General features: G+C 44.4%; 25 protein-coding genes and 1 riboswitch. Of the genes, 13 read left to right on the forward strand and 12 right to left on the reverse strand.

What is annotated here, in order from left to right; translation table 11 throughout:
- Positions 1 to 64: 64 nt before the first annotated feature.
- The 4 genes from AC6H04_RS07695 to AC6H04_RS07710 form a co-directional block, all read right to left on the reverse strand.
- Positions 65 to 595 (reverse strand): hypothetical protein, encoded by a 531-nt coding sequence (locus AC6H04_RS07695; protein WP_497571139.1) that lies wholly within the window; start codon positions 593 to 595, stop codon positions 65 to 67.
- The gene (locus AC6H04_RS07700; protein WP_497571140.1) at positions 585 to 2207 is read right to left on the reverse strand and encodes an APC family permease; all 1623 of its coding nucleotides are present in this window, start codon (positions 2205 to 2207) and stop codon (positions 585 to 587) included. The genes AC6H04_RS07695 and AC6H04_RS07700 overlap by 11 nt, the downstream gene beginning before the upstream one ends.
- A 109-nt stretch (positions 2208 to 2316) precedes the next feature.
- A complete protein-coding gene (locus AC6H04_RS07705; RefSeq protein WP_497571141.1) occupies positions 2317 to 2829 on the reverse strand; it encodes a universal stress protein in 513 nt (170 codons plus the stop codon).
- 67 nt (positions 2830 to 2896) lie between these two features.
- Entirely contained in the window at positions 2897 to 3406 is a 510-nt protein-coding gene (locus AC6H04_RS07710; RefSeq protein WP_497571142.1) for a YbhB/YbcL family Raf kinase inhibitor-like protein, read from the reverse strand.
- A 178-nt stretch (positions 3407 to 3584) separates the two neighbouring features.
- Between AC6H04_RS07710 and AC6H04_RS07715 the strand changes: the two genes are divergently transcribed.
- The gene (locus AC6H04_RS07715) at positions 3585 to 4736 is read left to right on the forward strand and encodes an ArgE/DapE family deacylase (protein WP_497571143.1); all 1152 of its coding nucleotides are present in this window, start codon (positions 3585 to 3587) and stop codon (positions 4734 to 4736) included.
- Positions 4737 to 5004: 268 nt separating this feature from the next.
- Entirely contained in the window at positions 5005 to 5892 is an 888-nt protein-coding gene (locus AC6H04_RS07720; protein ID WP_497571144.1) for a DMT family transporter, read from the forward strand.
- A 91-nt stretch (positions 5893 to 5983) separates the two neighbouring features.
- Here the strand turns inward: AC6H04_RS07720 and AC6H04_RS07725 are convergent, their stop codons facing one another.
- The gene (locus AC6H04_RS07725; RefSeq protein WP_497571145.1) at positions 5984 to 6679 is read right to left on the reverse strand and encodes a hypothetical protein; all 696 of its coding nucleotides are present in this window, start codon (positions 6677 to 6679) and stop codon (positions 5984 to 5986) included.
- Between the two features lie 265 nt (positions 6680 to 6944).
- On the opposite strand from AC6H04_RS07725, the gene AC6H04_RS07730 reads away from it, so the two are divergent.
- The 4 genes from AC6H04_RS07730 (at position 6945) to nhaC (ending at position 11068) form a co-directional block, all read left to right on the forward strand.
- A complete protein-coding gene (locus tag AC6H04_RS07730) occupies positions 6945 to 7928 on the forward strand; it encodes a LacI family DNA-binding transcriptional regulator (RefSeq protein ID WP_497571146.1) in 984 nt (327 codons plus the stop codon).
- A gap of 21 nt (positions 7929 to 7949) precedes the next feature.
- Positions 7950 to 8813: an aldo/keto reductase gene (locus tag AC6H04_RS07735; protein ID WP_497571147.1), complete on the forward strand. Its 864-nt coding sequence runs from the start codon at positions 7950 to 7952 to the stop codon at positions 8811 to 8813.
- 162 nt (positions 8814 to 8975) lie between these two features.
- Positions 8976 to 9365: a hypothetical protein gene (locus AC6H04_RS07740; RefSeq protein ID WP_497571148.1), complete on the forward strand. Its 390-nt coding sequence runs from the start codon at positions 8976 to 8978 to the stop codon at positions 9363 to 9365.
- A gap of 311 nt (positions 9366 to 9676) precedes the next feature.
- Positions 9677 to 11068, forward strand: coding sequence for a Na+/H+ antiporter NhaC (gene nhaC, locus AC6H04_RS07745; RefSeq protein WP_497571149.1), 1392 nt, complete (start codon positions 9677 to 9679; stop codon positions 11066 to 11068).
- Positions 11069 to 11121: 53 nt separating this feature from the next.
- Here nhaC and AC6H04_RS07750 read toward each other — a convergent pair whose 3' ends face one another.
- Positions 11122 to 12105, reverse strand: coding sequence for a GMP reductase (locus AC6H04_RS07750; RefSeq protein ID WP_497571163.1), 984 nt, complete (start codon positions 12103 to 12105; stop codon positions 11122 to 11124).
- 14 nt (positions 12106 to 12119) lie between these two features.
- Complete coding sequence (locus AC6H04_RS07755) at positions 12120 to 13427, reverse strand: adenylosuccinate synthase (RefSeq protein ID WP_497571150.1); 1308 nt, start codon at positions 13425 to 13427, stop codon at positions 12120 to 12122.
- 306 nt (positions 13428 to 13733) lie between these two features.
- Between AC6H04_RS07755 and purB the strand changes: the two genes are divergently transcribed.
- Entirely contained in the window at positions 13734 to 15029 is a 1296-nt protein-coding gene (purB, locus tag AC6H04_RS07760) for an adenylosuccinate lyase (RefSeq protein ID WP_497571151.1), read from the forward strand.
- Between the two features lie 432 nt (positions 15030 to 15461).
- Here the strand turns inward: purB and AC6H04_RS07765 are convergent, their stop codons facing one another.
- Positions 15462 to 16388, reverse strand: a complete 927-nt coding sequence (locus AC6H04_RS07765) for an alpha/beta hydrolase (RefSeq protein ID WP_497571152.1) — start codon at positions 16386 to 16388, stop codon at positions 15462 to 15464.
- Between the two features lie 17 nt (positions 16389 to 16405).
- Positions 16406 to 17206, reverse strand: a complete 801-nt coding sequence (locus AC6H04_RS07770) for a tyrosine-protein phosphatase (protein WP_497571153.1) — start codon at positions 17204 to 17206, stop codon at positions 16406 to 16408.
- Positions 17207 to 17378: 172 nt separating this feature from the next.
- Between AC6H04_RS07770 and AC6H04_RS07775 the strand changes: the two genes are divergently transcribed.
- The 4 genes from AC6H04_RS07775 (at position 17379) to tenA (ending at position 21381) form a co-directional block, all read left to right on the forward strand.
- Entirely contained in the window at positions 17379 to 18035 is a 657-nt protein-coding gene (locus AC6H04_RS07775; protein WP_497571154.1) for an NAD(P)H-binding protein, read from the forward strand.
- The gene (locus AC6H04_RS07780) at positions 18036 to 18917 is read left to right on the forward strand and encodes an alpha/beta hydrolase fold domain-containing protein (RefSeq protein ID WP_497571155.1); all 882 of its coding nucleotides are present in this window, start codon (positions 18036 to 18038) and stop codon (positions 18915 to 18917) included.
- Between the two features lie 210 nt (positions 18918 to 19127).
- Positions 19128 to 19215: riboswitch (TPP riboswitch) on the forward strand.
- 117 nt (positions 19216 to 19332) lie between these two features.
- Positions 19333 to 20511: an RNA-guided endonuclease InsQ/TnpB family protein gene (locus AC6H04_RS07785; protein WP_497571156.1), complete on the forward strand. Its 1179-nt coding sequence runs from the start codon at positions 19333 to 19335 to the stop codon at positions 20509 to 20511.
- A gap of 153 nt (positions 20512 to 20664) precedes the next feature.
- Complete coding sequence (gene tenA / locus AC6H04_RS07790) at positions 20665 to 21381, forward strand: thiaminase II (protein ID WP_497571157.1); 717 nt, start codon at positions 20665 to 20667, stop codon at positions 21379 to 21381.
- A gap of 260 nt (positions 21382 to 21641) precedes the next feature.
- On the opposite strand, the gene AC6H04_RS07795 is transcribed toward tenA, so the two are convergent.
- Complete coding sequence (locus AC6H04_RS07795; protein ID WP_497571158.1) at positions 21642 to 22382, reverse strand: gamma-glutamyl-gamma-aminobutyrate hydrolase family protein; 741 nt, start codon at positions 22380 to 22382, stop codon at positions 21642 to 21644.
- Between the two features lie 163 nt (positions 22383 to 22545).
- On the opposite strand from AC6H04_RS07795, the gene AC6H04_RS07800 reads away from it, so the two are divergent.
- Both AC6H04_RS07800 and glpK read left to right on the forward strand, forming a co-directional pair.
- On the forward strand, positions 22546 to 22797 hold the full coding sequence (locus tag AC6H04_RS07800; RefSeq protein WP_497571164.1) for a hypothetical protein: 252 nt from the start codon (positions 22546 to 22548) through the stop codon (positions 22795 to 22797).
- Positions 22798 to 23314: 517 nt separating this feature from the next.
- Positions 23315 to 24829, forward strand: a complete 1515-nt coding sequence (gene glpK, locus AC6H04_RS07805; RefSeq protein ID WP_497571159.1) for a glycerol kinase GlpK — start codon at positions 23315 to 23317, stop codon at positions 24827 to 24829.
- 55 nt (positions 24830 to 24884) lie between these two features.
- Here the strand turns inward: glpK and AC6H04_RS07810 are convergent, their stop codons facing one another.
- Together AC6H04_RS07810 and AC6H04_RS07815 are read right to left on the reverse strand one after the other, a co-directional pair.
- Entirely contained in the window at positions 24885 to 25091 is a 207-nt protein-coding gene (locus AC6H04_RS07810; RefSeq protein ID WP_497571160.1) for a helix-turn-helix domain-containing protein, read from the reverse strand.
- Positions 25092 to 25102: 11 nt separating this feature from the next.
- Positions 25103 to 25585, reverse strand: a complete 483-nt coding sequence (locus AC6H04_RS07815) for a DUF2975 domain-containing protein (protein ID WP_497571161.1) — start codon at positions 25583 to 25585, stop codon at positions 25103 to 25105.
- Positions 25586 to 25704 lie beyond the last annotated feature (119 nt).

The raw sequence follows: 25704 nt of genomic DNA on the forward strand, positions 1-25704 counted from the left end.
TGATAGCATCAAAATAGCTGATCCATCAGTTTCTGTCTGATGGACCAGCTATTTTTATGCGTAATCACGATTGTTGACCCTTAGTCTTCCAATACTTCGTAACGTAATAGTTTTGACGGCTTACATAATCGATAACCATGACATCGGCCTTATCGATTAACGTTGGGGCACCAAAGGAGACGGATTCAAAGTCCACGAGCTGTAACCCAATCTGGTATTCACTAATCATCGAAACTCGTCCAGCGTAGACTTCAGGACCGGTAATCAAACTGATTAACCGCTGTTCACCCTGGCATTCAGCTAATAAACGATCGACTGATTCCCAGTTATTGGGGAGTTGTTTTGCGAGATGGAACGGGTCAAAAATGTTGGCTGCTTGGTTTTCTTTGATCATTGACTGACAAAAATCTAAATAAGATGAGTCCGTCACAATTTTAGAAACGTGCGAACGGTCGATGATTTCAACGCTATCGACCTGGCCGTTATCATCGATGGAAACAATCAGTAGCTGGTGCGGTGTTTCTGCGATAGCAGTACCAACGATAAATGAATCGTCGTCATCTTCTAGATAAAGTTCAAACAGGTTATTCGTCATCTTCCATTTCGCCTCGTTCCTTGGCTTCTTGGTTGAGCTCTTGGGCTTTGCCAAAATCTTCGGTGACAACATAGCTACGAATTCCCCACCAGTAAAAGCCTAGTGATGCAATGATAATGATAATGAAGTCCAACGGATATGGAATCCAGTTTTGCCCGTTAAATTGGTGACTGCCAATGTAAGACATGATGGAAATGAAAATTAGGTAGCCAATCATCCAACCACTGGCTTTAAAGGCCTGTCGGGTCGAAACAAAGTGGTTCCGCCATTCATAGTAGAAGTAAAAGGGCAGACCCAATAAGATGATCAAGATAACTTGGATCGTGGTGGGCCACATTGCCCAGTAGGTGGCTAACGAGGCCAACACAAATGAAACGGGGGCAATCCATGGTAGTCGTTTTAGCCGGATTGGACGATAGAGATCCGGTCCCATTTTTCGTAGTGAAACAGCAGTGACGGGTCCCGTTAAGTAGGCAATCAAAGTTGCGGTTGATAACACCGTTGCTAATACGGCCCAAGACCGGAAGACGGTGACCATGACCATACTCAAGACGGTATTGACCATCATGGCGTACCGGGGAATCCCATACTTCAAGTTGATCTTACCCAGAAAATGGGGGACGTGGCGATTGCCTTCCATGGCAAATAACGCTCGTGCGGTATTTGCCACAAAGGAGACGCCGGTACCAAATGGGGAAACAAAAGCGTCCATATACAGCAGGACAGAAAGCCAGTGAATGCCGAGTAAGATGGCCATGTCAGCAAATGGTGAATTAAAGACGATACCATGCCAGCCGGTTGCGGCAATCATTTTCGGTGGAATCGCTGTAATGAAGGTGCTTTGCAGGATGACATACAAGATACCGCTGATTAGCAAGGAAATGGTGATTCCACGGCCAATGTTTTTCTTGGGATGTTCAATTTCGCCACCCATGTTAATGACCGTTTGAAAGGCATCGAATGAGAAAATAATCCCCGCGGCTGAAGTAGCGGTAAAAATTGGTGCGGAACCATAAGGCATAAACTCATGTAGATTGCTGCCGTAGTTGCCGGGATGGAAACCAGACATGGTTAGCATGATGATGGTTAGTAGTGGAATCCCAATTTTAAAGACTGAAATCAGACTGGTAAAGCGGGTCAAAATGGTTACAGACCAAAAGTTTAGGGCCGTGAAGACGATAATGAAGCCGAAAACCACAAATAGCCCGCTGGTAGTAATGACACCGTTGCTAAGAAAATGGTGGGTCCAGCGTGCCCACGCCCATGGCCAGGTACTCATGTACTGAACCGCGGCCACAGCTTCAATGGGAATCAAGGTAATCAGTGAGACCCAGTTGGCCCACGCTGCAATGAAGCCCAGCATTGAACCATGAGAGTACTGGGCATATTTACTCATGCCACCTGATTCTGGGAACATGGCCCCGATTTCAACATAATCATAAGCGATTGAGCCAATGACTAAGCCCCCAATGATCCACGAAAAAATGGCAGCTGGACCAGCAATTTTGGTAGCTTCCCAAGAACCGAACAGCCAGCCGGAACCAATTAAGGAGCCTAATGCCAGCATGACCAGTTGAAAGAGGTTTATTTTTTTGAACTTTGGTGCTTCCATATTGAGCCCACCCTCGTTTTATATTTTAGATGTTATTAGTATGTATGAAAGAAGGGCCGAATTGAAAGACTGCCAATTCGACCCTTCCAGCTAGTGTTTTGAAGCCTGCTTATTCTTCTTGATCCTGGTTCATCTTTGTGCGGAAAGGACTTTCAATTTTTTGTCCTGGTTTATTAGCTAAATTAGTGCGGACGACCAAGACATCACAAGTTGCATTACGAGTGACGAAATCGGTAACGGAACCGTTCATCACCCGTTCCAGCGCCCCCATACCAGTGGCACCCATCATGATCAAATCGTTTTGATGATCTTTGATGAAATCAAAAGCAATCACCGTTTTGGGATTACCGAAGCGGATGTGGGTGCTGATATCAGTCAAGCCGTACTTTTCTTTAATTTGGCTGGATAATTCAGCTAAGTACTCCGTTGCATCCTCTACTAGTGAATTTACGATGGCACCATTTGATAGACCACCATAGTAGTTAGACTGGTGGGTATCGATGATACTCAGTAAATCGAGATGTGATTTATTTCGAGTCGCAACACCAATGGCTTTTGCGAGGGCTAGCTCAGCAAATTTCGAAGTATCTAAGGGTACCACGATTGAATTGTATTTTAACATGTCTCTTACTCTCCTATATCAAGCAGGTTGGGCTTGGAATTAGATGAACCAGGTTGAATGGGGTGACCTATACCCGACCTAAAACGACTTGAGTTGCTTCCGCCAATACGTGACCCTTCATTGCATCATGCAACTGGTTAAGCCAGAAGCCATCCTTTAAGGGTAACTCAGCATCTAGCGCATAAACCGTCACTGTATAGCGGTGGTCTTTATCTGGTGGTAGCGGACCGCTATAATGCTGGCTAGTTTGTGGATTCTGATTATTGACTAGTTGCCCAGCAGTAGAATTATTGCCAAAAGTCATGGGTACTTCACCAGATTGGCTGGCGTTTTCGGGAATCGTTGTTAAGTCACCTGGCAGGTTAGCGGCTACCCAGTGAATCCACGTGAATCCCCCAACGGGAATGGCATCGTGATCGACCATGGTAACGGCGTAGGTTGCAGTTCCTGCAGGTGCGTCTTTAATTTCAATTGGAAATGAGCGAACGGGGCCATCATCGATGCGATACTCCGCGGGTGCGTACTTACCGTAAATATCGGGTAAGTAGCCGTTTGTAACTGGCACTTGGATTTCCATAGTTTCACGCTCCTTTGTCGAACTTGTTTCTATTATAACGCAATTTATGTGCTGCGCGACAACTACTGTTTAATGGGGTTCTCAAGCTGGAATAATCACGCTTAACCTGGATTGACGTTGCAATCAGTATTCGTAGCGGAGTATGCTATCTTTAAACAACGTTAAGGTGGAGGCTGAAGTGGAGAATTCTGATAAAATTGCGATTTTACAAAAGCTGATTCAGATTGAGTCGGTTAATGGTAATGAAGCCGATGTTGCACAATACATTGCGTCGTTATTTGAACCGTATCAGCAGTCAGTCAAGGTTGAATTTGTGACTTATTCGCCTGGCCGTGACAATTTGGTGGTGACGATTGGTACTTCTGAAGGTAAACAGCTAGGGCTATCCGGCCATGAAGACGTGGTTGATCCTGGCGAGTTAAGTGACTGGCATCATGATCCGTTTGCAGGGGAGATCGTGGATGGTAATTTGTATGGTCGTGGCGCTTCAGATATGAAGAGCGGTTTGGCAGCCATCGTGATTGCCATGCTGGAGTTGTTGGAGGATGGCACACCATTAAAGGGGTCTATTCGATTACTGGCAACCGTTGGTGAAGAAACCGGTGAATACGGTGCGGCACAGTTGACTAAGGCTGGTTACGCGGATAATTTGGCTGGTTTGGTGATTGCTGAACCTACTGGACTGGATAAGATTGCGTATACCGCTCGCGGTGTGATTGATTATCACGTTGATTCCATCGGTAAATCGGTGCATAGCGCGCAATCTTCTAAGGGCATTAATGCCATTGATAATTTGATTGTCTTCTACAACGAGGTGACGACGATCATGCAAACGTTGGATAAGATGGATCCCGTTTTGGGCGGGTTACTGCACAACGTGGATTTAATTTCCGGTGGTGAACAGATCAATACGATTCCTGGGAAAGCCCGACTATCGGCCAACGTCCGCACCATTCCGGCTTATCCCAACCAGATGATATATGATATACTGGAAAAACTTGTCCATCGTCTAAACGACAGGCCAGGTTTTCAGTTAAAGCTTTCATACAGTTATCCAGAAGAAGCCGTTCCGGGACGACCAGACGCACCGCTGGTAAAATTAGCGCAAAAAATTGGCCACCGAGTAATCGGTAACCGCGTCATTCCGGTGGGTGCTGGCGGTGCTAGCGATGCCTCGGAATTTCTTCGGGCTAAGAGTCGGTTTTCAGCTATCGTATATGGTCCCGGAACGAATACGTCTCATGAAGCGGATGAATATGTTGAGATTGAACAATTTTTACAGGCGACTGAGCTGTATCGGAAGTTGGCTTTGGCGTTTTTGGAGGGGTGAGGTACATCACCTAACTGGGCTACAGAAAGCAGAGAGCTGCATGTAAGCCAACTCTGCCATAAATCCAAGTTCGGGATTTTTGCCAGAGCCAGCTTACACTCCGCTCTCTAACCGCTTTCTTCCACACCTTATCTAATCAGGTTCCAGAAAGCAGAGAGCTGCATGTAAGTCAGCTCCGGCATAAATTCAAACCCGGGATTTTTGCCGAATCTGTCTTACACTCCGCTCCCTAACCGCTTTCTTCCACACCTTAATAAAGGAGTTTTCCATGCAAATTTCAAAAGGACGCGCCAACCTCATGCTGCTCATGGCAGCCATGATCTGGGGCGCCGGTTACATTTTTTCAAAGATGGCGACTAACGCCAATATACAAGCTGGCTTGATCAACGCCATTCGTGGATTTATCTACGCTGGCTTAGCCTTTCTTTTCTTTCACAAAGCAATCCTGAAAATGACCACGGCTGATCTACGCCTGGGACTGGTTGCTGGATTTATCAACTTTTTGGGTTACCAGTTTCAAACTTGGGGATTACGGTACACCACGCCCTCAAATAACGCGTTTTTAACGGCGGTTTACGTGGTGATTATCCCCATTATTATTTGGTTAATGTATAAACGGCGTCCTGAACCGAAGAGTTATCTTGCTATTATTATTGCGATTATCGGGATGGGTTTTCTAACCAATATATTGGTTAATGGGTTTACACTGCATATTGGTGATTTATTAACCTTAATATCGGCCTTTTTCTACGCACTTCAAATCGTTTACTTTGGAATGCGGTCAGCTAACACCAGTCCCTTTGTGCTGTCATTTATGCTGGGAATCACGCAGGGCGGTTTTGGCCTAATCTGGTCGCTGCTTTTTGAACACGCCAGCTATGGTGCCATCAATTGGCAGGCGGGTTTATGGCCAGTGATTGTACTAGGAATCGTTTCTTCATTTGGAGCTCAAACGCTTCAAATCGTTGGTCAACGGTTTACGGATCCGACACCCGCTGGTTTGATCTTAATGACTGAATCCATGTTTGGTAGTATTTTCTCTGTCATTCTTGGGTTCGAACCTTTCACCATGCATTTGCTGATGGGCGGTATTTTGATCATCATTGCTATTTTGATCATGCAGCTAGATTTTTCGCGGTTTCAATCAGTTGAATAGCTGAAAATTCAAAAGCAGCGTTCATCAAACACCATCTGGTATTTGATGAACGCTGCTTTTGATCAAGTTCGACTGAATAAAGCACGACTCATTACTTCACGAAACGAAGCACGTAGTTACCCTGTGCATCTGAAGTAATCGTATAGGTAGAATATCCATCCTTCAGCCATTGCGATTTCGTGGCTTGGGCCCAACTCTTCGCGTCCGAGACGGAAGAGAAGGTATGAGGCTGACTGAATGTGATGGATCCTGAGTTGTTACTACTGTTGTCGGTTTTCTTGGAAGATGACCCAGCTGAGTTAGAAGTAGTATTGGCAGAGCTAGACGATTGCTGAGTACTGGACTTGGCCTTTGTATCGTCTAACTTTTTTTGTTCGCTGTTCTTAATTGTTGCATCTGATTCCTGATTAATCGAACTTTGCAAAGAGCTTCGCTGAGATGCAGTGATCCCTTTATCATCATACACTGAACCGTCTGAGCGGTTATCAGCAGAATTGTTTGGGTCTGAAGTAGACGCACCATCTTGTGATGCATCATCAGACCCGGTATTACTGGAACTATTGTCTTTAACAGATTGTTCGGTGTTTTGAGCACCATTTTCGACTGTAGTCGAGCGGTTAGCAAGCCAAACGCCAACACCCACGATCAGCACGAGTGTTACTAGAAAACTGATGATAATTTGTCGGAAATGCGACGGCCGTTTCGGTGGCTTACGCTTATTGGCTGACTGATTATCGGTGTTGAAATTATAACGTTGCATACGCGATTGCGGTTCTTGATTATTCACGTAAAATACCTCCAATATCAAGAACGAGCGAGCAAGCCATTAAAATACTACTAGTGCTAGTTTAACTCATTTAGGCCTAAAGTTTACTATTTTTTACTCATTTTGTAAAATTTGACGCGTAAAAGTAGGCTAATCTTTGCTGAAATCGCGTCAGTTAATGTGTTGCACTTAGAGTGTTAATTTGATAAATCTTAGTGTGGTAAATTTAGTAGGTGGTTTATGGTAGAATGAAAGTTAATGTGACATAGGGAAAAGGGGCGATTGAATGACGGCGACCATCAAGGATGTGGCGGAACAAGCAGGGGTTTCTACCGCTACGGTTTCCCGTGTGCTGGCCAATAAAGAGGGCTATTATTCAGAACGTACTGCGCAACGAGTGCGTCAGGTTGCTACGTCTTTAGGATATGAAAAAAATATCAGTGCGGTTGAACTAGTGACCAAGAAAAGTCAGGTTATTGGGGTGATTATTTCTTCCGTTAAGACTAATTTTTCCAATAAAATTATTGATGGTATTCAAGATGAGGCGCTCAAGCACGGACTTAGCGTGATTATGCTCTATGCAGGTCAAAACGATCCGCAGTTACAGGAGCGGGCACTTAAGACGTTGATTGAACGGTCTGTGAAGGGCATCTTAGTGGTGGCGATTCAATTGACAGATCAAAATTTACAGCTATTACAAACATCACAGATCCCTTACCGTTTCTTGTCGACTTCGTATAATAGTGATCGACTACCTTCCATTGCTTCTGATGATTATCAGATTGGCTATCAGGCCACGCGATATCTGATTGAGAAGGGGCATCGCAAAATTGGCTTGGTGGCGGTGGATATTAGTGAACATATCGGTCAACAGCGCGTCGCTGGCTATCAAGCTGCGATGCGGCAGTCAGCGTTACCAGTTAAAGATGACTGGATCCAGACTGGAATGTACACCTATGATGATGGCGCCAATGCGATGAAAACTTTTGGTCAGCAGCCAGAGGTGACAGCGATTATCGGTGCTAGTGATTTAGCATCTATTGGGGTTCTCAATCGAGCCGTTCAGTTTAACCTTAAAGTACCCGAACAATTGGCAATTATCAGCATCGATGGGACTTATTTAGCAGAGATTGTGAGACCGCAATTAACCACGGTGACCCAGGCTTTTTATGAGATGGGTACCCTGGGAATGCAGATGCTGATTGACCAGACGCAACCAGTAAAATCGTTGTTTACGCCCATTAAGATTGAGAGACGACAAAGTACATAATTTTGAAAGGTGGTTTTTATTGTGCATAATGATATTCCTCAGATTCCGTTAGCAAACAATCATACGATTCCGCAGTTAGGCTTGGGTGTTTTCCAAGTTGATAATGCAAGCGATATTAAAAATTCCGTGAAGTGGGCGCTGAAAGCCGGCTATCGGCACATCGATACGGCTGCATACTACGGTAACGAACAGTGGGTTGGTGAAGCGATTCGGGAAAGCGGTTTAGACCGTAAAGACCTTTTCATTACGTCAAAGCTCTGGAACAACGTCCGCGGGTATGACGAAACCAAGCAGGCGTTCCAAGAAAGTTTGACTAAGTTAGGTCTGGATTATTTGGACCTTTATTTGATTCACTGGCCAGCACCTGGTTACGTCGATAGCTGGAAAGCCATGGAAGACCTTTACCGCGATGGTAAAATCAAGAACATTGGTGTGTCTAACTTTGAACAAAATCAGCTGGAAGATTTGATGAGTCAGACTGAAATCAAGCCAGTCGTTGATCAAATTGAAACCCACCCATACTTCCAGCAAACAGAAATGCATGCTTATCTTGAGTCTCAAGGTATTCAGCATGAGGCTTGGAGCCCACTTGGCGGTGGCAAAAATAACGCGGTTAACGATCCACTATTTGTGAAGTTGGCAAAGGATCACAACGTTACACCAGCCCAAGTGATTTTACGTTGGCACGTTCAACGTGAAGAAATTGTTATTCCTAAGTCAGTCCATGAAGACCGGGTCAAGGCCAATCGCAATATCTTTGCCTTTGGTCTTGATGAAGCTGAAATGTCAGAGATTGCTAAGCTGGATCAGGGCAAGCGAGTTGGTCCAGATCCTCAGAATTCTGAATGGCTGAAAAAGTCGCAGAAATATGGCGCTAGAAAATAAGAGTGCGTAACAAAACTTGCTAGATTTCAGAATTTAACGTGAATAAAGCTCATTTCGGCGTACTTTGTCGGAATGAGCTTTATTTGCTTACCCAAGCTAGCTTCGTTAGAATGATGGTATGGTTTTGAACGACGAAGATAACCAAGCAGAGGAGCGATTTTTTTGACACATCGAGCAAAATGGATGACGATTTCTGTTGTGATTTACGTGATTTTTGTTATCTGCGCAGTCGTGTTTAAGTTACTGGATCCAGCGAAAATTGGACTGCCATGGACCGTTTTCTGGTATGTTGCTGCCGCTGGGTTTATGTATTATTTTTACTTCAAAAATATGGCCTATCAAGAAGTCATTTATTACGCTCGGCAATTTCACTTGAAAAAAGTGGACTTAGAAGCCATGGTGCCAGATCGTAAGAATGCTGCTGAAGTGCCTGATCCGGATCACCCCAACATATTGATTCCACTTATTCAAGTGCCACTGAGTGTGACTAATCGACTCACGGATGTGCTGGAACAGCGGGCAAAGACGGAAAACATGAAGCCGTTTAAATAGCTAGTGACAATAGTGACGGTTTGTTGCTTGACACGTTACCATTCGACATGATAGCATTAACCTACTTTATTGCTACTCAACTCAAGTAGTGCACAGTCTGGGTGTCAGGAAGTCGGTGGTTGCTGCGAACCGATCAGGGCTGTGTGACCAAATACTGAGGAGCATCGTACGGAAAGTTCTAGATCCGTTATCATCTAGTGAGTGAGGAGTCTGTGTACTCCTAAGCTGGGTGGTACCACGGTTAGTCCAATCGTCCCTGTTGCGTCTATGACGTAGCGGGGACGATTTTTATTTAGAAGGGATTGGTAACGATGGAAAAGCGGTCGAACGTTAAATTTGGTGAGGCAATCGCTGTGTTATTGATGATGCTTGTTGTCATGGGGGTCGGCGTCATTGGTTTTCGAATTAGTCCACAGATCCCGGTGTTAGTAGTCATTGCGCTAGTCATTCTTTGGGCGAAAATCCGACATTTTAGTTGGGATGAGATTCATAAGGGGATCACTGAGGGTGTTTCAACTGGGATCGTGCCGATTTTTATCTTTATTTTGATTGGGGTACTGATCAGTGTCTGGATTGCAGCTGGGATCATTCCGTCCTTGATGGTGGCGGGATTTCACATGCTTAGTGTTCAGTGGTTTGTGCCGTCAGTCTTTCTGGTGTGTGCGTTGATTGGGACTTCTATTGGGAGCGCTTTTACCACTATTTCCACGGTTGGAATCGCACTGTTTGGGATGGGGACCACTATGAGTCTTAATCCAGCCTTGGTTGCCGGTGCGATTATTTCCGGTGCTATTTTCGGTGATAAGACGTCGCCACTTTCAGATTCAACTAATTTAGCGGCTGCAATCGCGGATGCCGACTTGTTTAAGCACATTAAAAATCTGATGTGGTCGACGATTCCATCATTTTTAGTGTCATTAATTTTATACGCTGTTCTAGGTCATGGTGCTGCTAGCAGTGATGCACTGACAAAGGTATCTTCGACGGTAAACGTGCTTAGCAGTCACTATGACATTACCTGGTGGGCGGCGTTGCCGATTCTGCTGATGTTTATCTGTGCGTTTATGAAAATTCCAGCGATTGGTACGTTATTGATTAATATCACCGTGGCGGTGGGGATGATCTTTATTGAAGATCCTTCAACGAAGATTGCGGCCTTGGTCAAGATGATGGAAACCGGTTTTGTTTCTCATACGGGGAATCAAGCTGTGGACGCTTTGCTCACTCGGGGTGGGATTTCTTCCATGATGGGGACTGTTTCACTGATCTTTATGACCCTTTCTTTGGGTGGTTTACTGATGAAATTCGATTTAATTCAAATTGCGATGCAGCCATTGGTAGCCCCATTACACCGAAATGGGGATTTGGTCACTGCTGGTATTTTTGCCGGCATCGGCGTGAACTTGTTTGTCGGGGAACAATACTTATCGACCATTTTGCCTGGGAAAGCCTTTAAGAAACCGTTTAATGATCATGGCTTAGACAATTTGGCGTTGAGCCGGGTACTGGAAGATGGCGGTACGGTGATTAACTACTTGGTGCCGTGGGGCGTTGCTAGCTCCTTTGCGGCTGGCACTCTTGGCGTTAGCACGCTGGCGTTTCTGCCATTTTGTTTCTTCAGTCTCTTGTCACCGGTATTTTCCATTTTAAGCGGGTACACTGGGATTGGGTTGAAGAAGTTACCACAGGCTGAAACGGAATAATCACATAAAAAAACGTTCAACGAAAATTTTTCGCTGGACTTTTTTTGATTGCTTTAGTATGAATCACCATTCAAAACCGAGTTCTTAACCACCACGTAGTCAACTAAGCGGATGTCCATCAGCTTGTTGCCACCAGCGTATGAGATCGAACTCTGCAAATCTTGTTGCATTTCAGAAAGGGTGTCAGCAATGTCACCGCGATAAGGCACTAACATTTGCTTGCCTTCCACGTTACGGTAGGCACCTTTTTGAGTTTCTGAAGCAGAACCCCAGTATTGCTTGTAGCTCTTGCCATCGATTTTGATCATCGTACCAGGTGATTGTAAATGACCGGCCATGAGTGAACCAATCATAACCATGCTGGCGCCGAAACGAATCGATTTAGCAATGTCGCCGTTGTAGCGAATCCCGCCATCAGCGATGAGGGGCTTGCTGGCAGCCTTGGAGCAAAGTCGTAGAGCGGCTAATTGCCAGCCACCAGTACCAAAACCGGTTTTTAGCTTGGTAATGCAAGCTTTGCCTGGGCCAATGCCCACTTTAGTTGCATCGGCACCGGCGTTTTCCAGTTCGCGGACGGCTTCAGGAGTACCGACGTTACCAGCAATGACGAAGCTACCGGGCAGGTATTGCTTGATGTGCTGAATCATTCGGATCACAGAGTTGGAATGCCCATGGGCGATGTCGATAGTGATGTATTCTGGGACATCGTTGGCATCTGCTAACTCTTGAATGAAATCAAGTTCTTCCTGCTTGACGCCGACACTGATTGAAGCGAAGAGATCCTTGCTATGCATCATTTTAACGAAGTCGTGCCGCTTTTCTGGTTGGAAACGGTGCATGATGTAGAAATAATCGTTTTGAGCCAACCAAACAGCAAGGTCATCGTTGATTACGGTCTCCATGTTGGCAGGTACTACTGGAATCTTGAATGTCCGCGGGCCAAATTTGACGGAAGTATCGGCTTCGGATCGGCTCTCAATAATACATTTATTTGGGATCAGTTGAATGTCTTCGTAGTCAAATACTTCTGGGTTCATCATTGCATTACTCCTTATTCTTTAACAGGTGCGTCTGTATCTTGCCAAGCGTCAATCAAGACGTTGGTTTGAGTCCGGTCAGGGCCAACTGAGAAGGTGGCGATATCAACGCCGACCAGTTCAGACAGTCGGTTAACATAGTTCTGAGCGTTAACGGGTAAATCTTCAAACTTCTTAACGCCAGTAATATCTTCGTCCCAGCCTGGGAATTCTTCGTAGACTGGTTTACAGTTTCTGAGTTCCTTCAAACTTGCTGGGTAGTGGTAAATCGTTTCGCCATCAAGTTCATAGGCTGACGCAATCTTCAAGGTCTTCAGACCAGTCAGCACATCTAAACAGTTTAGTGAGAGGTGAGTTAAACCAGACACCCGCTTAGCGTGACGCAGCACAACGGAATCGAACCAGCCGATTCGGCGTGGACGTTTGGTAACAGTACCATATTCATGGCCGGCTTCACGGATGAAGTCGCCAGTTTCGTCGTTTAATTCAGTTGGGAATGGACCGTCGCCAACACGTGAAGTGTAAGCTTTGCAGGCACCAACTACTTCGTCGATCTTCGAAGGACCAACGCCGTTACCGATAGTGACACCACCGGCAACTGGGCTGGAACTAGTTACGAATGGGTAAGTCCCATGGTCGATATCCAACATGACACCTTGAGCGCCTTCAAAGAGGACGTGTTTGCCGGCATCGATAGCATCGTTGATGACCACTGAAGTATCGGTCACATACTGTTTGATTTCTTGACCATATTCATAGAAAGGTTCGTAAATATCGTCGAACTTCAACGGTTCATGATCGTAAAGTTTCGTGATCATTTCGTTCTTTTCTTCAAGATTTTGACGTAGTTTTTCTTCAAACGTATCTTTTTCAAGTAAATCAGCTACTCGAATACCGATTCGTTCAGCTTTATCCATGTAAGCTGGGCCGATACCCTTATTAGTAGTGCCGATTTTAGCTGTTTTAGCTTCTTCTTGTAATTGATCAATGAGGATGTGGTAGGGCAGAATAACGTGTGCCCGGTTAGAAATCCGCAGATTATCCGTAGAAACGTTGCGGTCGTGCAGGTAATGGAGTTCTTCAACCAATGACTTGGGGTTAAGCACAACACCGTTACCAATGACACTTAACTTGTCTGAGTAGAAGATCCCAGATGGAATTAAGTGTAACTTATAAGTTTCACCTTTGAAGACAATGGTATGTCCGGCGTTGTCGCCACCTTGATAACGCGCCACAACATCGGCCTGCTTGCTCAGAAAGTCGGTAATCTTACCCTTACCTTCATCGCCCCATTGACTCCCTACTACTACGATAGATGACATTAGAACACCTCATATCTATAAATTGCTGAGTGAGTTAAACACGAACAACCCAGCAATTTATATATTACCAACTTAAGATTGAAAAATCAAGCTAAAATACGAATATTAATAATAAAAATGTGTTTAATGTTCTTAAATGTCGTATTTACTACTAGCTTATAGGATGAAAATAAAATTGTAATTAACTACCATCTAAATTAGTTATGCAAACTCACGGATATTATGTTATGATTTTAGTGGAAATTCAGCAATGAATTTCAATTAATGTTCGTATTTTAATGAAATTAATCAGAAATGAGGACTATAATGCTCGAAAGATATACACGCCCAGAAATGGCGGAAATTTGGTCGCTCCATAACCAGTATCAATCTTGGCTGGAAGTCGAAATTGCGGTGGATGAAGCGTGGGCTCAATTAGGGGTCGTCCCTCAAGAAGACGTTGATAAGATCAACGAGGAGGCTACTTTTAATGAGGATCGAATTGCTGAAATCGAAGCTGTTACTCATCATGATGTTGTGGCATTTACCCGTGATGTGTCTGAATCACTGGGGGAAGAACGCAAATGGATCCATTATGGCATGACGAGCACTGACGTTGTGGATACAGCGCAGGGCTACCGTCTGAAGCAAGCCAACGAACTATTGCGACAAGATTTATTACATTTAAAAGAAGTTGTTAAAAAACAGGCACTTAAATATAAGGATACGGTGATGATTGGCCGGACCCACGGTGTTCAGGCGGAACCAACCACTTTTGGGCTGAAATTAGCCCGTTGGTATTCTGAAATCAACCGCGATATCGACCGGTTCAATGAAGCTGCCGCTGAAGTGGAAGCTGGTAAAATCAGTGGGGCTGTGGGGACGTTTGCTAACGTACCGCCATTTGTTGAAAAGTATGTTTGCCAAAAGTTAGGAATTCGGGCACAAGAGATTACTAGTCAAGTGCTGCCTCGAGACTTGCATGCTAACTACATCGCTACTTTGGCTTTGATTGGCACTAGCTTGGAAGAATTCGCTACTGAGATTCGTGCCTTACAGCGTTCTGAAATTCATGAAGTGGAAGAACATTTCAATAAAGGTCAAAAGGGTTCATCAGCGATGCCGCATAAGCGAAACCCAATCGGTTCAGAAAATATTACCGGTTTGGCACGGGTCTTACGGGGCCATGTTCAAACAGCGTACGAGGACGTTGCCTTATGGCATGAACGTGATATTTCCCATTCTTCAGCGGAACGAATCATCTTACCGGATACCACTGCAACGCTAGATTACATGTTGCATCGGTTTGCAAAAATCGTGGAAAACTTAACGGTCTTCCCAGAGCGGATGAAGCATAATATGACCTTAACCTATGGCTTGATTTACAGTCAGCGGGTAATGTTGAAGCTGATTGACGCTGGTTTAACGAGAGAAACGGCCTACGATTTAGTTCAACCGTTGACGGCTAAAGCGTGGGATGAGGGCGTCCAGTTCCGTCCGCTAGTGGAAGGAAATGAAACCATCATGTCCCATCTATCAGAGGACGATATTAATGATGCCTTTGATTATCATTATCATATCCGCAGGGTGGATGAGATATTTGAGAGGATTGGGTTAAAGTAAGGTGCGGAACCAGGCGGTTAGATAGCGGAGTGTAAGGGACTTCAGGTATAAATCCTGGGCTTGGATTTGTGCCTGAAGTCCCTTACATGCAGCTGTCTGCCTGGTGTAGCCCGATTCGGCTATATAACAGTAAAAATCCCTATTAAAAAACCAAACTCGTTGGAGTTTGGTTTTTTTAATAGGGATTAACTTTCCAATTTAAGGGGGGAATTGGAAGGTATTAAAGAGGAGCATGGGATCCGTTTCTAGGGGGAGGAGGATAGATCCCACATGCAATCAGTTCCTAGGGGAGAGGAAACTGATGAAACAAGGAAGTGTACCCTCTTAAAATTAAGAGGTATAGCTTATTACCTTTGCTATGATATAAATATATCAACAAAATGTGACAAAAGTGTGAAATTCAAACGGGATATGTTTGAAGTTTTTCTTATGTTAGAAATAAGTTTTTAAAAACGTTGAAACACGTGCCTGATAAGCTGCCGGATTATACCAGAAACTTTCGGCGTGAGTAGCGTTTTTGACGATCCAAAGTTGCTTGGGTGCCTTGGTAGCACGGTAGTTTTCGTAGGCCATTCTAACTGGCACATACGTATCCTTGCCACCGTGGATAAATAGAATCGGGCGACGGTTCTTTTTCAGCTGTTCCATAGAAGACACGTCGCTCAGATAAAACCCTAATCGGTGACGATTAATGGTGCTGACCATTGGTTCAATGGGGTATTCAGGTAGATGATACTGTTCCTTTAGCAGATAAGTCATCTCTTCTTTGATACTGGAGTAGCCACAATCTGCAATAATGGCTTTTACCTGTGTCGGTAGATTTTCCCCCGACAGCATTTCCATGGTAGCGCCACCCATGCTAACGCCAAAGAGCAGGATCTTTTCGTCTTCCCCCTTGATGTCGATCAGTTTGTTGATCCAGCTCATGTAATCAAGTCGGTCCAGCCAACCAAAATTAATGTATTTGCCAGCGCTGTCCCCATGAGCGCGGTCGTCAGGCATCAAAATGTTAAAGCCTAAGTTGTAAAACATTTTCGCATAACTCGACATGGTCTCACGGTTTCCCTTATAGCCGTGGGAAATAATGACTGTTTTTTTCAAGTGATCAGGGTGTTGAATGAAGGTTGCCACTAGTCGTTTATGTGGGTCATTTTTATTCAAATACCAGGTTTCCTGTGGAATCTGTTTAAACCAATCTACGTCGTCGTAGTATTGTTGAGCGTATTTTTGCTTTTCTTTAGAGGTTTCTGGCACGTAGTTAACCCGCTTAAACGCGATGTTAAATAGGTAGTGACTGACGTATAGTGCGCCTGTAGCGACGGCTGCCAGTGGGAGTCCAAGTGTAACTGTTTTTTTCAAGTTCTAACCTCCATGAATTAATGAGTTAAGTAGAGTTTCTTCAAATCAGCAATGTCTTCATGAGATAATTGCAGTGCTTTATTTAAAAATTGTGGCATTGAGCCGTAATAGTTATCGATAGCTTTCATTGCGGCATCAAAATAACCGCTTGAAACTGACATTTGGGCTTTTATGGTAGCCAACATTGTGCCAGTAACGCCCTCGTTTTTGGCCTTAGTTAACCGTGTTTGAACGAATGGTGATAAAACATCGTTGGTTAATAGGTAATCTTGTTTGATGATTTTTGGTGACACGCCTAATGCTGAAAGGAAAAACGTCGCACCCATACCAGTTCGGTCTTTACCAGCTGTGCAGTGGAATAGGAGAACGTCTTTTTCGTTAGTATTATTCAACAGCATGGCAAAAAAGGTCTGGTAAGCGGAATGGGCCTGAGGTTCGATCACCATTTCTTGGTAGACGTTGACCATGTGCTCAAAGCCACTCTTCTTTCGTGCTTTCAGTTCGGCGTCGAGTTGAGCCTGCGTTTTTGACGCATCCGTTTTATCATCAGGAAAAACTGGGAGGTGACGATAAACGATGCTGCTAGGAATATGATCTGGTGCTTCGGCTACTTCTCCATTAGAACGGAAATCCACATCATACTTAAGACCATAGTCAACTAAAGTCTGCTGATCCCGATCCGATAAGTGAGCCAGTGTTCCGGTGCGAATCACGCGCTGCCATTTGACGGTTTGACCGTCGCGGGCGGGATAGCCGCCAAGTTCCCGAAAGTTATAGCCGTGGTCCATTGTGAGTACACGTTGATTAGCTTGTTGCATGAAAGTCCCCCCTCGTTGATGTCATACATGCGTCCCTTTATTGTAACCCAATTAGCGAACCATTTCATGTTTCAAGATGCTGGGTAGGGGTGGTATTGATTGGCAAATTGCTTTTTTAAAGTAAATGAAAGCGCTATAATTGTCGTATCAATATTGTCACGGGAAGGTGATCATGATGAAAATCGGGATTATTGGCGGCAATGGCAAAACGGGTTCAGCCGTGTATGCGGAGGCAAAGAAACGCGGCCATGAACCCACAGCTATAGTACGTAATGAAGAACGGGCACGTGAAGCGCTGGGTGATGATGCACAGCTGTTAGTTACAGATGCGTTTGACTTAACTCAAGCTGATTTAGCCGCTTTTGACGTTGTCGTTGATGCGTTTGCGGTTCCTATGGGGGCACCGTTGGCCTATTTACATTTAGACCTACTGACTAAGTTGGTGCATGATTTACGTGATACTAACACGCGTTTATTTGTGATTATTGGCGCGGCCAGCTTAAAGCTGCCTGATGGTCAGCGCCTATTGGACCAGTTATTGACAATGCCAGATCATGATCAGTGGATTGGAACCCCGCTGAATCAAACCTACGAATACGAATTTCTGCAAATGATCGATAACGTTGATTGGGTGGCCGTTTCACCATCACGTAACTTTGGCTCGGGTCCAACTAACGGGTATGTCTTAGGAACAGATCAAATTTTGGTTGATTCAAAAGGCAAATCCGAACTCTCTCATGGTAATATGGCATTAGCGATTTTGGATGAAATTGAATCCCCGAAGCATCAACACCAACGATTTACAGTGCGTAATCAGGAGGTTGAATAGATGAGTGTACGTGGTGATTGGCTTCTATTTAAGACAAAACGTAGTCGGTTAAAACAGCAGGTGGCAACCAGCTTTCTGCATCCTAGCCGGCGAACGGATCACCTTGATCCAAGCAACTTCAAGCAGCCTGACCAAGTGAAAGTGGTGCCACTAGAACGCGGACGTTTAGTCACGCTTCTGCCAGAATCGGAAACGCACCAGCACGTGGTTATTTTTCACGGGGGTGCTTACACGGTACCCGCCACCGACAGTCACCGTCAGTGGATGGAAACGATTGTGTCGGATATGGGCGCTAAGGCAACCATGTTGGATTTTCCATTAGCCCCTGAAAATACGGCTGTGGTGACGGTGCCAGCTTCGCTAGATGCCTATGTGGAACTGCAGGCAGAGTATCCGGATGATCAGTTTTACTGGTTGGCGGATTCGTCTGGTGCAGGATTAGCGCTGGTACTCTTACAGCAACTGCGCGCTAAACAGCGGCCGCTGCCGAGTTCCACCGTATTAGTGTCACCATGGGCCGACTTAGCCATGCGTGATCCGGAAATTGTCAAGCGCCACCAAACTGATCCAGAATTACCATTGCAGGCTATGCGTCAGGTTGGCGCCAATTATGCGGGTAATTTGGTATTAGACGATCCATTAGTTACCCCACTGAACGGCCCCATGGATCACTTGGGCCGCGTTAGTCTTTGGTATGGTACAACGGAATTGTTATTGCCTGACCATCGCAAGTTGGCTGATAAGCTAAAGCAGGCCGATGGTACGCAGGTTGATGTACATGAAATGAAAAATATGTTGCACGATTTCTTGATGTGGCCGGGCTTACCGGAGAGTAAACAAGTCTTTGCGACGTTGCAACAGTTGATGCAAAAGAGTGTGTGATACAACTCGGTAGATTCCAGGATGTAACGTAAACAAGCCATTTCGATGTTTTTTGTCGGAGTGGCTTGTTTACGTTACATGGCCGGAATCTGAGTTGTAGAACACGATTAGGCTATATTGACGGATCGAATTTAAGTACACTTATGTTACCGTCTCTTTACGCCAACTAATTGATTTCGCTTTACGTATAAAAATGCTATACTCACTTTAACATAACGCTAGGGGTGCCCCGTGCTGAGAAATACCCTTTAAACCTGATCTAGTTAGTACTAGCGAAGGGAAGCCGATTAATCGAATAATTCAGAACTTTCAGAGTAGGGAGTTCCTAGCTTCTATGTTGAAAATTATAAAAGGAGGTGCTACCTGTACCTCATTTTATATAAAATTTTGTAAAGGAACATGAAAAGGTGATCTTATGCTAACCACCTACCAAGTTGAAATTAAACCCACCGCCAAACAAGCATGGCTGATTGATTCTCACATTAGCGGTAGTCGTTGGGCTTACAATTTGTTTCTAGACATCAACAAACAACGCTATGAGCAAGGCTACTACTACTTAAATGCTTATGCTTTTAGTAAGTGGTTTAATCATGAGTACCTAGAGGTTAACCCTGACGACGTGTGGATTAAGGATCTGTACGCTAAATCGGTTAAACAGGCTTTTATTGATGCTGATACGGCTATGAAGCGGTTTTTCAAGAAACAAAGTGGTTTCCCCCGTTGGCGATCATTTAAACGGGGGCAGGGTAGTTACTACTTTGTTAAGAACAGCAAAACGCAAATTATTCCCTGTCAGCGTCACCGAATCAAGTTACCGAAGCTCGGTTGGATACGTCTAAAAGAATGCGGTTATATTCCTACAGACTCAGAACACTTCATTATCAAACAGGGCCGAATCAAATTTAAGGCAGGTCGGTATTACCTGACCTGTTTGGTGGAACAGGCTGAACTGCCAAAGTTAGAATTAACTGGCGACCCAATTGGCATTGATCTTGGTCTAAAAGAATTTGCCATCTTAAATGATGGTACTTTGTATCACAATCAGAATAAAAGTAGTCGGATAAAGCGCATCAGAAAACGCCTTAGACGCCTGCAAAGAAAAATGTCTCGTCAGTATCAAGCACTGAAAGCTAGAAGACAGAAAGAAGGGAAATCTGCTACTGATTTAAATCTAGCCAAAACTCAGCTGAAAGTGCAACGCTTATATCAACGATTAACCAATATTCAGTCAGATTATCAAAATAAGATTATCGCTACTGTAGTGAGAACCAAACCGCAGTGGGTAGCCTTAGAAGACTTGAATGTTAGAGGTATGATGAAAAACCGACATTTAGCCAAGGATATTAGTCACCAAGGATTCTACAATTTTAGAATCAAATTAGTTTCTAAATGCCAGTGGTTAGGCATTCCCGTACATCTGACCCACCGTTTTGAACCGACTTCCAAATTGTGCCACCACTTTGGTCATAAAAAAGTTGATTTGAAATTGAAAGATCGGATGTATGAATGTCGAAACTGTAACTATACCGAAGATCGCGATATTAATGCGGCCCTGAATATCAGGGATACTGAAAACTTTGAATTAGCCTACTAAACAGGCCTCAAAGTATGTACCGGTGGCTAGCCGGGAATTAACGCTTGTGGACTATCATACCAACTGTATTAGCGAGTTTTATGCGAGACAGGATAGGTAGAAGCAAGAATAATCTATAACTTTTTATAAGTTATCAGTAGCAGAGATTATTTTATGGACTTTTCGACAGAACTAATTGAAGCAGGAACTCCCATTTTAAATCACATCATGGCTCATCCCTTTGTTAAAGGCATTGCAGCCGGACAGTTATCTAGGGAAGCGCTCATGTTTTACGTGACGCAGGATTATAATTATCTAAATGAGTTTTTACATGCTGATGCGGTGGCACTCTTGAAGAGTACTTCGCGTGAGGATATGCAGATTATCAGCCAACAGATTGATTTTTTGCTCGGAGGTGAATCCAAAGCGCATCAAAACTTCTGTGAGGTTGCCGGGACTTCGTACGAGTCACTCCAAGGGCAACCGATGACGCCAACTACCAAGCTATATACGAATCATATGCTGGAAGTGTTAAAGAAGGGTGACTTGATTGATATTATCGCTGCCATGACGCCATGTCCTTGGACTTACGGTGAAATTGGCAAAACTTTAGTTGCTCAGGGAAAGAATACGCCTGAAAATCCGTTTACACCTTGGATTGAACTCTACGCACCGGATGATGACGACTCCTCTCAGCGCTTTCCATTCTTTGATATCTTGGATCGTGAAGCGCCAAAATACAGTCGAGATCGGCTTGATGAGATTAAGCGCAGTTTTCTAGAAAGCTGTGAGTTCGAGTGGGACTTCTGGGAACAGGCATTCTATCAGAAAGATTGGCAGTTTTTGCCGGGTGTTCAGTTGGCGCAGATCACAGCGTCGAAGACTGAATAAGCTGTATTCTCTAAACGAAAAAAGAGGTTGTGCCATAAGTCTATATTGGTAAGTATTTCAATCCATTTTTTAGCTACGATTAGTCATAATGATACTTTGATTCCAATACGTTAACATAGCCTAATCGCGCGTCAAAACTCAGATTCCGGCCATATAACACCCCAAAACGCCATCCCGATAAAAACCATCGGAATGACGTTTTGGGGTGTTATATTCTGGAATCTACCGAGTTTTGTCACAGCTTCTTGGGTTATATCAGCTTATTTTCGATCTCGTTCAGCCACCTTTTGACTGCGAGCAATCAAGTCCGCAAAAAGGGCTTTCGAGTCTTCATGATGCTTATACATGTTTTCCGGATGCCATTGGACGGCTAAAATCTGGTCGTTATCAATGGATTCTAAAGCTTCAATAACACCATCATCTGCGCGAGCCGTCACCTTTAAACTGCTAGCCAGCTTTTTAACGGCTTCGTGGTGCCGGGAGTTCACGTAAGGCCGTTCTCCTACGATGTTAAAGAGCCGACTGTCCGGATCCACGGACACGTGATGTGACGGCATGTTGCCAGCGGCTGCTTGGTTATGTTTTAACGTAGCGTGGGGATTTTCCGACAGATCCTGGTAGACGGTTCCGCCTAATCCAGCATTGATCAGCTGCATGCCACGGCAAATGCCAAAAATAGCCTTACCTTTTGCAACAGCCTGTTTGAGCAGTTCAATCTCGAATAAATCCCGTTTGCGGTAGGTTACGCCAAGCTTTTCGTGAGGTTCTTCACCATAAAAAGTGGGATCAACATCAGCGCCACCAAGAAAGGCAACACCATCAAATAAATCTATGTAGTCGACAACGTCTTTGGGATCAACACTGGGGAAAATAATGGGTAGGCCACCAGCTTTTACAATGGCCTCAATAGCAGGCCGGGGCGCAAAGGCAGCGTTTCGTTCGTTAATAATATTGGTAGCTTCAGCTAAGGTATCAGCTGGTAGTGCAATTCGTGGGCGCAAGGACGATTCCTCCTCTTCCTTAAAATGAAGTTAACAGATTGATAATTTGTTTTCAATTCTAACATACAAAGCACCATCTCTCCGTTAAAATATTTAACATTCCCCCGAAAGAGGGTTACATTAGTATTGTAACTAAAATTAAACGAGGTAAATGAAGATGGCAATGACAGAACGACAAATGATTCAAGAAATTTTGAATACGGTAGATGTAATCTACGCATTTGAAGACGTTGATGAAGACGCTAAACAATATACCCTATTGGTTACGCAACAGGATAACGATAAACGCCCGATTGAAGATGTTAACGCGGAAATCAAGAAGTATTTCCAAGAAGCAGATTTCAACTATAAAGAAGAATTAAACCCAACGAATACCGACAAATCAGCTGATATTCGTGTCGTCATAAAACGATAGTTAAAAAATAAATAACCCTCATGCAGTGAGCAGTTGCTGTGTGGGGGTTATCTTTTTTAGAGTTATTTGTTTGAAATTAATGGTTTGAAATTAATGATTTTCAAATCAAGTAAATACGCTTTTCATACATACTGATAAAACAGGGAAGTTAGTGGTGGTGGCATTGATTTCTGCTGTAATCAGGCTAATCGATATGTATCGGAAACTCAAAAAAAGATTAAAATAAAAACCATTCCGCTAACTTTGGCGAGTACCGGAATGATTTTTAAGTTCTAAACATGCCACCGTCATTAACGGCTCTGCAAGGAAGTCCTACTCCAGTAGGGCTTCTTTTATATTGATATTATAACATGTCACCAAGCTACCGTGGTGGTTTAAGCATGAAAATACTACTAAGAAAGACTAATAATTGGCTGAGATTGCGTCATAATTAATGACATGAACTTTGTGAATGTGATACAGTAAGACTAGTTTTGAAACCGTTTACTTATCACAAAGTTGGAGGGATTAAATCGTTATGGCAATGAAGGAGCCGGAACATTATATACTCGCAATCGATCAGGGGACTTCGGTGACCCGCGCAATGTTATTTGACCACACAGGTCGTAAAGTGATTGAGAGTCAGAAGTCGTTTCCACAATACTATCCGCACAATGGTTGGGTTGAAGTCGACGCTAATGAACTTTGGAACTCTGTTCAATCGGTCATTGCGACGGCTTTGATCGATGCGGGCGTTCATCCTGAAAACATTGATGGTATTGGGATTTCAAGCCAACGTGAAACTACTGTGATTTGGGATAAGGCTACCGGTCAGCCTATTTACCACGCTATTGGCTGGCTGTCGAAGCAAACCGCACCGATTGCGAAGCAGATGGTGACGGATGGCTATTCTGACTTGATTCATGAACATACCGGACTTGTGATTGATTCATATTTCTCAGCAACTAAGGTTCGGTGGCTGTTGGATCATGTGCCTGGTGCGCAAGAGCGTGCTGAGAAGGGCGAACTATTGATGGGTACCGTGGATAGCTGGCTAGTTTGGAAGCTCTCCGATGGCCAATTACACATTACCGATTACACCAATGCCAGCCGAACCATGATGTTTAACATTCACGATTTAAAATGGGATGATGAGATCCTTAAAATTTTGAACATTCCCAAGAAGATGCTGCCAGAAATCCACTCTTGTTCTGAAGTATATGGCACCACTAAAAATTACCAATTTTACGGTGTTGAAGTGCCAATCTGCGGGTTAGTGGGGGACCAACAAGCCGCTTTGATTGGCCAGATGGCTTTCAAGCCTGGGGAAGTTAAAAACACGTATGGTGACGGGGCCTTCATCGTGATGAATACGGGTGATAAGCCGCAACTGTCGAAGCACAAACTACTGACGACGATTGCTTACGATTTGGATGGTAAAGTGACCTACGCCCTCGAAGGGTCAATCTTCGTGGCGGGGACAGCGCTGAACTGGCTACAGGAAACCATGAAAATCATTGATAATGTCCCTCAATCTCGACAAGTTGCCATGGCATCAACCAATGACGATGAAGTATACGTGGTACCGGCCTTTAACGGGTTAGGGGCGCCGTACTGGGATCAAGATGCTCGTGGTGCCGTCTTCGGTCTTACTCGCGGAACGAATCGCAGCGATTTTGTGAAGGCTACGCTGCAATCTATTGCTTATCAAACCCGTGATATCATCGAGACGATGCGGCAAGACACCGAAATGCCGGTGGTGGAGATCTTGGCCGATGGCGGGGCTTCACGGAACCGTTACTTGATGCAGTTCCAGGCGGATATTTTGAACCTGCCGATTGTTCGCTCCAGTGAGGAGGAGACCACGGCGCTGGGAGCAGCAATCTGTGCTGGTCTTGCAATCGGCTATTGGAAGGATTTAGATGAAGTCAGCAAGATTCACGCGGCTGGTAGGACGTTTACACCGGAAATGACCGATGAGCGGCGTGCACATCTGTATGATGGCTGGCAGATTGCGATCAAGGCTACTCGAGCATTTAAACCGCAACACTAAAGTGAAGATACAAAAAGGGCACATGGCTGACATGAAGATCAGTTATGTGCCCTATTTATTTAGTTGGCCGATAATGCAAAATATCGCCAGGCTGGCAGTCCAATACCTGACAAATTTTTTCTAGTGTTGAAAAGCGGACTGCCTTAGCCTTTCCCGTTTTAAGAATCGACAGATTAGCGATGGTGACGCCAACGGCTGTTGAAAGCTGTGTCAAGGTCATATGGCGCTTGGCTAATAGTTCATCTAGCGTAATTTCAATCATATTTTGAACTCCTAGATTGTTAAATCGTTTTCGTTTTTAATCCGTAAAGCCGCACGCCATAGCCGGACAAGGATAGCTATAAAGACAGTTAAAACCAACGGCGCGGCAGCAAGCACGAAACCAATCAGTAATAAACCGGGGGCGTCATCCAGCTGAGTAGCCGCAAAAATAAAGGGCAACCACAGCCAAACGCCCGCAGTAACTGTTACCAAGGCCCATTTTAAGTGGGTAAGGCACGTGACCGCGTGGGTGCTAAAGGCCTGATTGCGGTCGATGACACCCAATAGTTGTTCAGCAAAGAAGACAGCTGTCAAGAAACCGATAATCGCAAGGTAAATACCGATACCTAAGATTACCACAACGATGTTCAAATGGTGCGGTGCATGAGTAAACATTTCCTTTAGCATAATCGGAAACGGAATCAGTCCAACCGCGATGACTAAGAGTGCTAAACCGCCTAATATAATCCGTAAAAACCAAGTTCCCGTTCGCATGGTGATGCCCCCAATCTTGTTTTCGTTGATGTTAGTATAGCATGGGTTTTATCGAAAAACGATAAAGGATTGGTTAAGTTTTTACTGGGATTAAATATAAAGAAACGTCATCCTGTTTT

The sequence above is a fragment of the Secundilactobacillus sp. MJ173 genome (assembly GCF_059704265.1).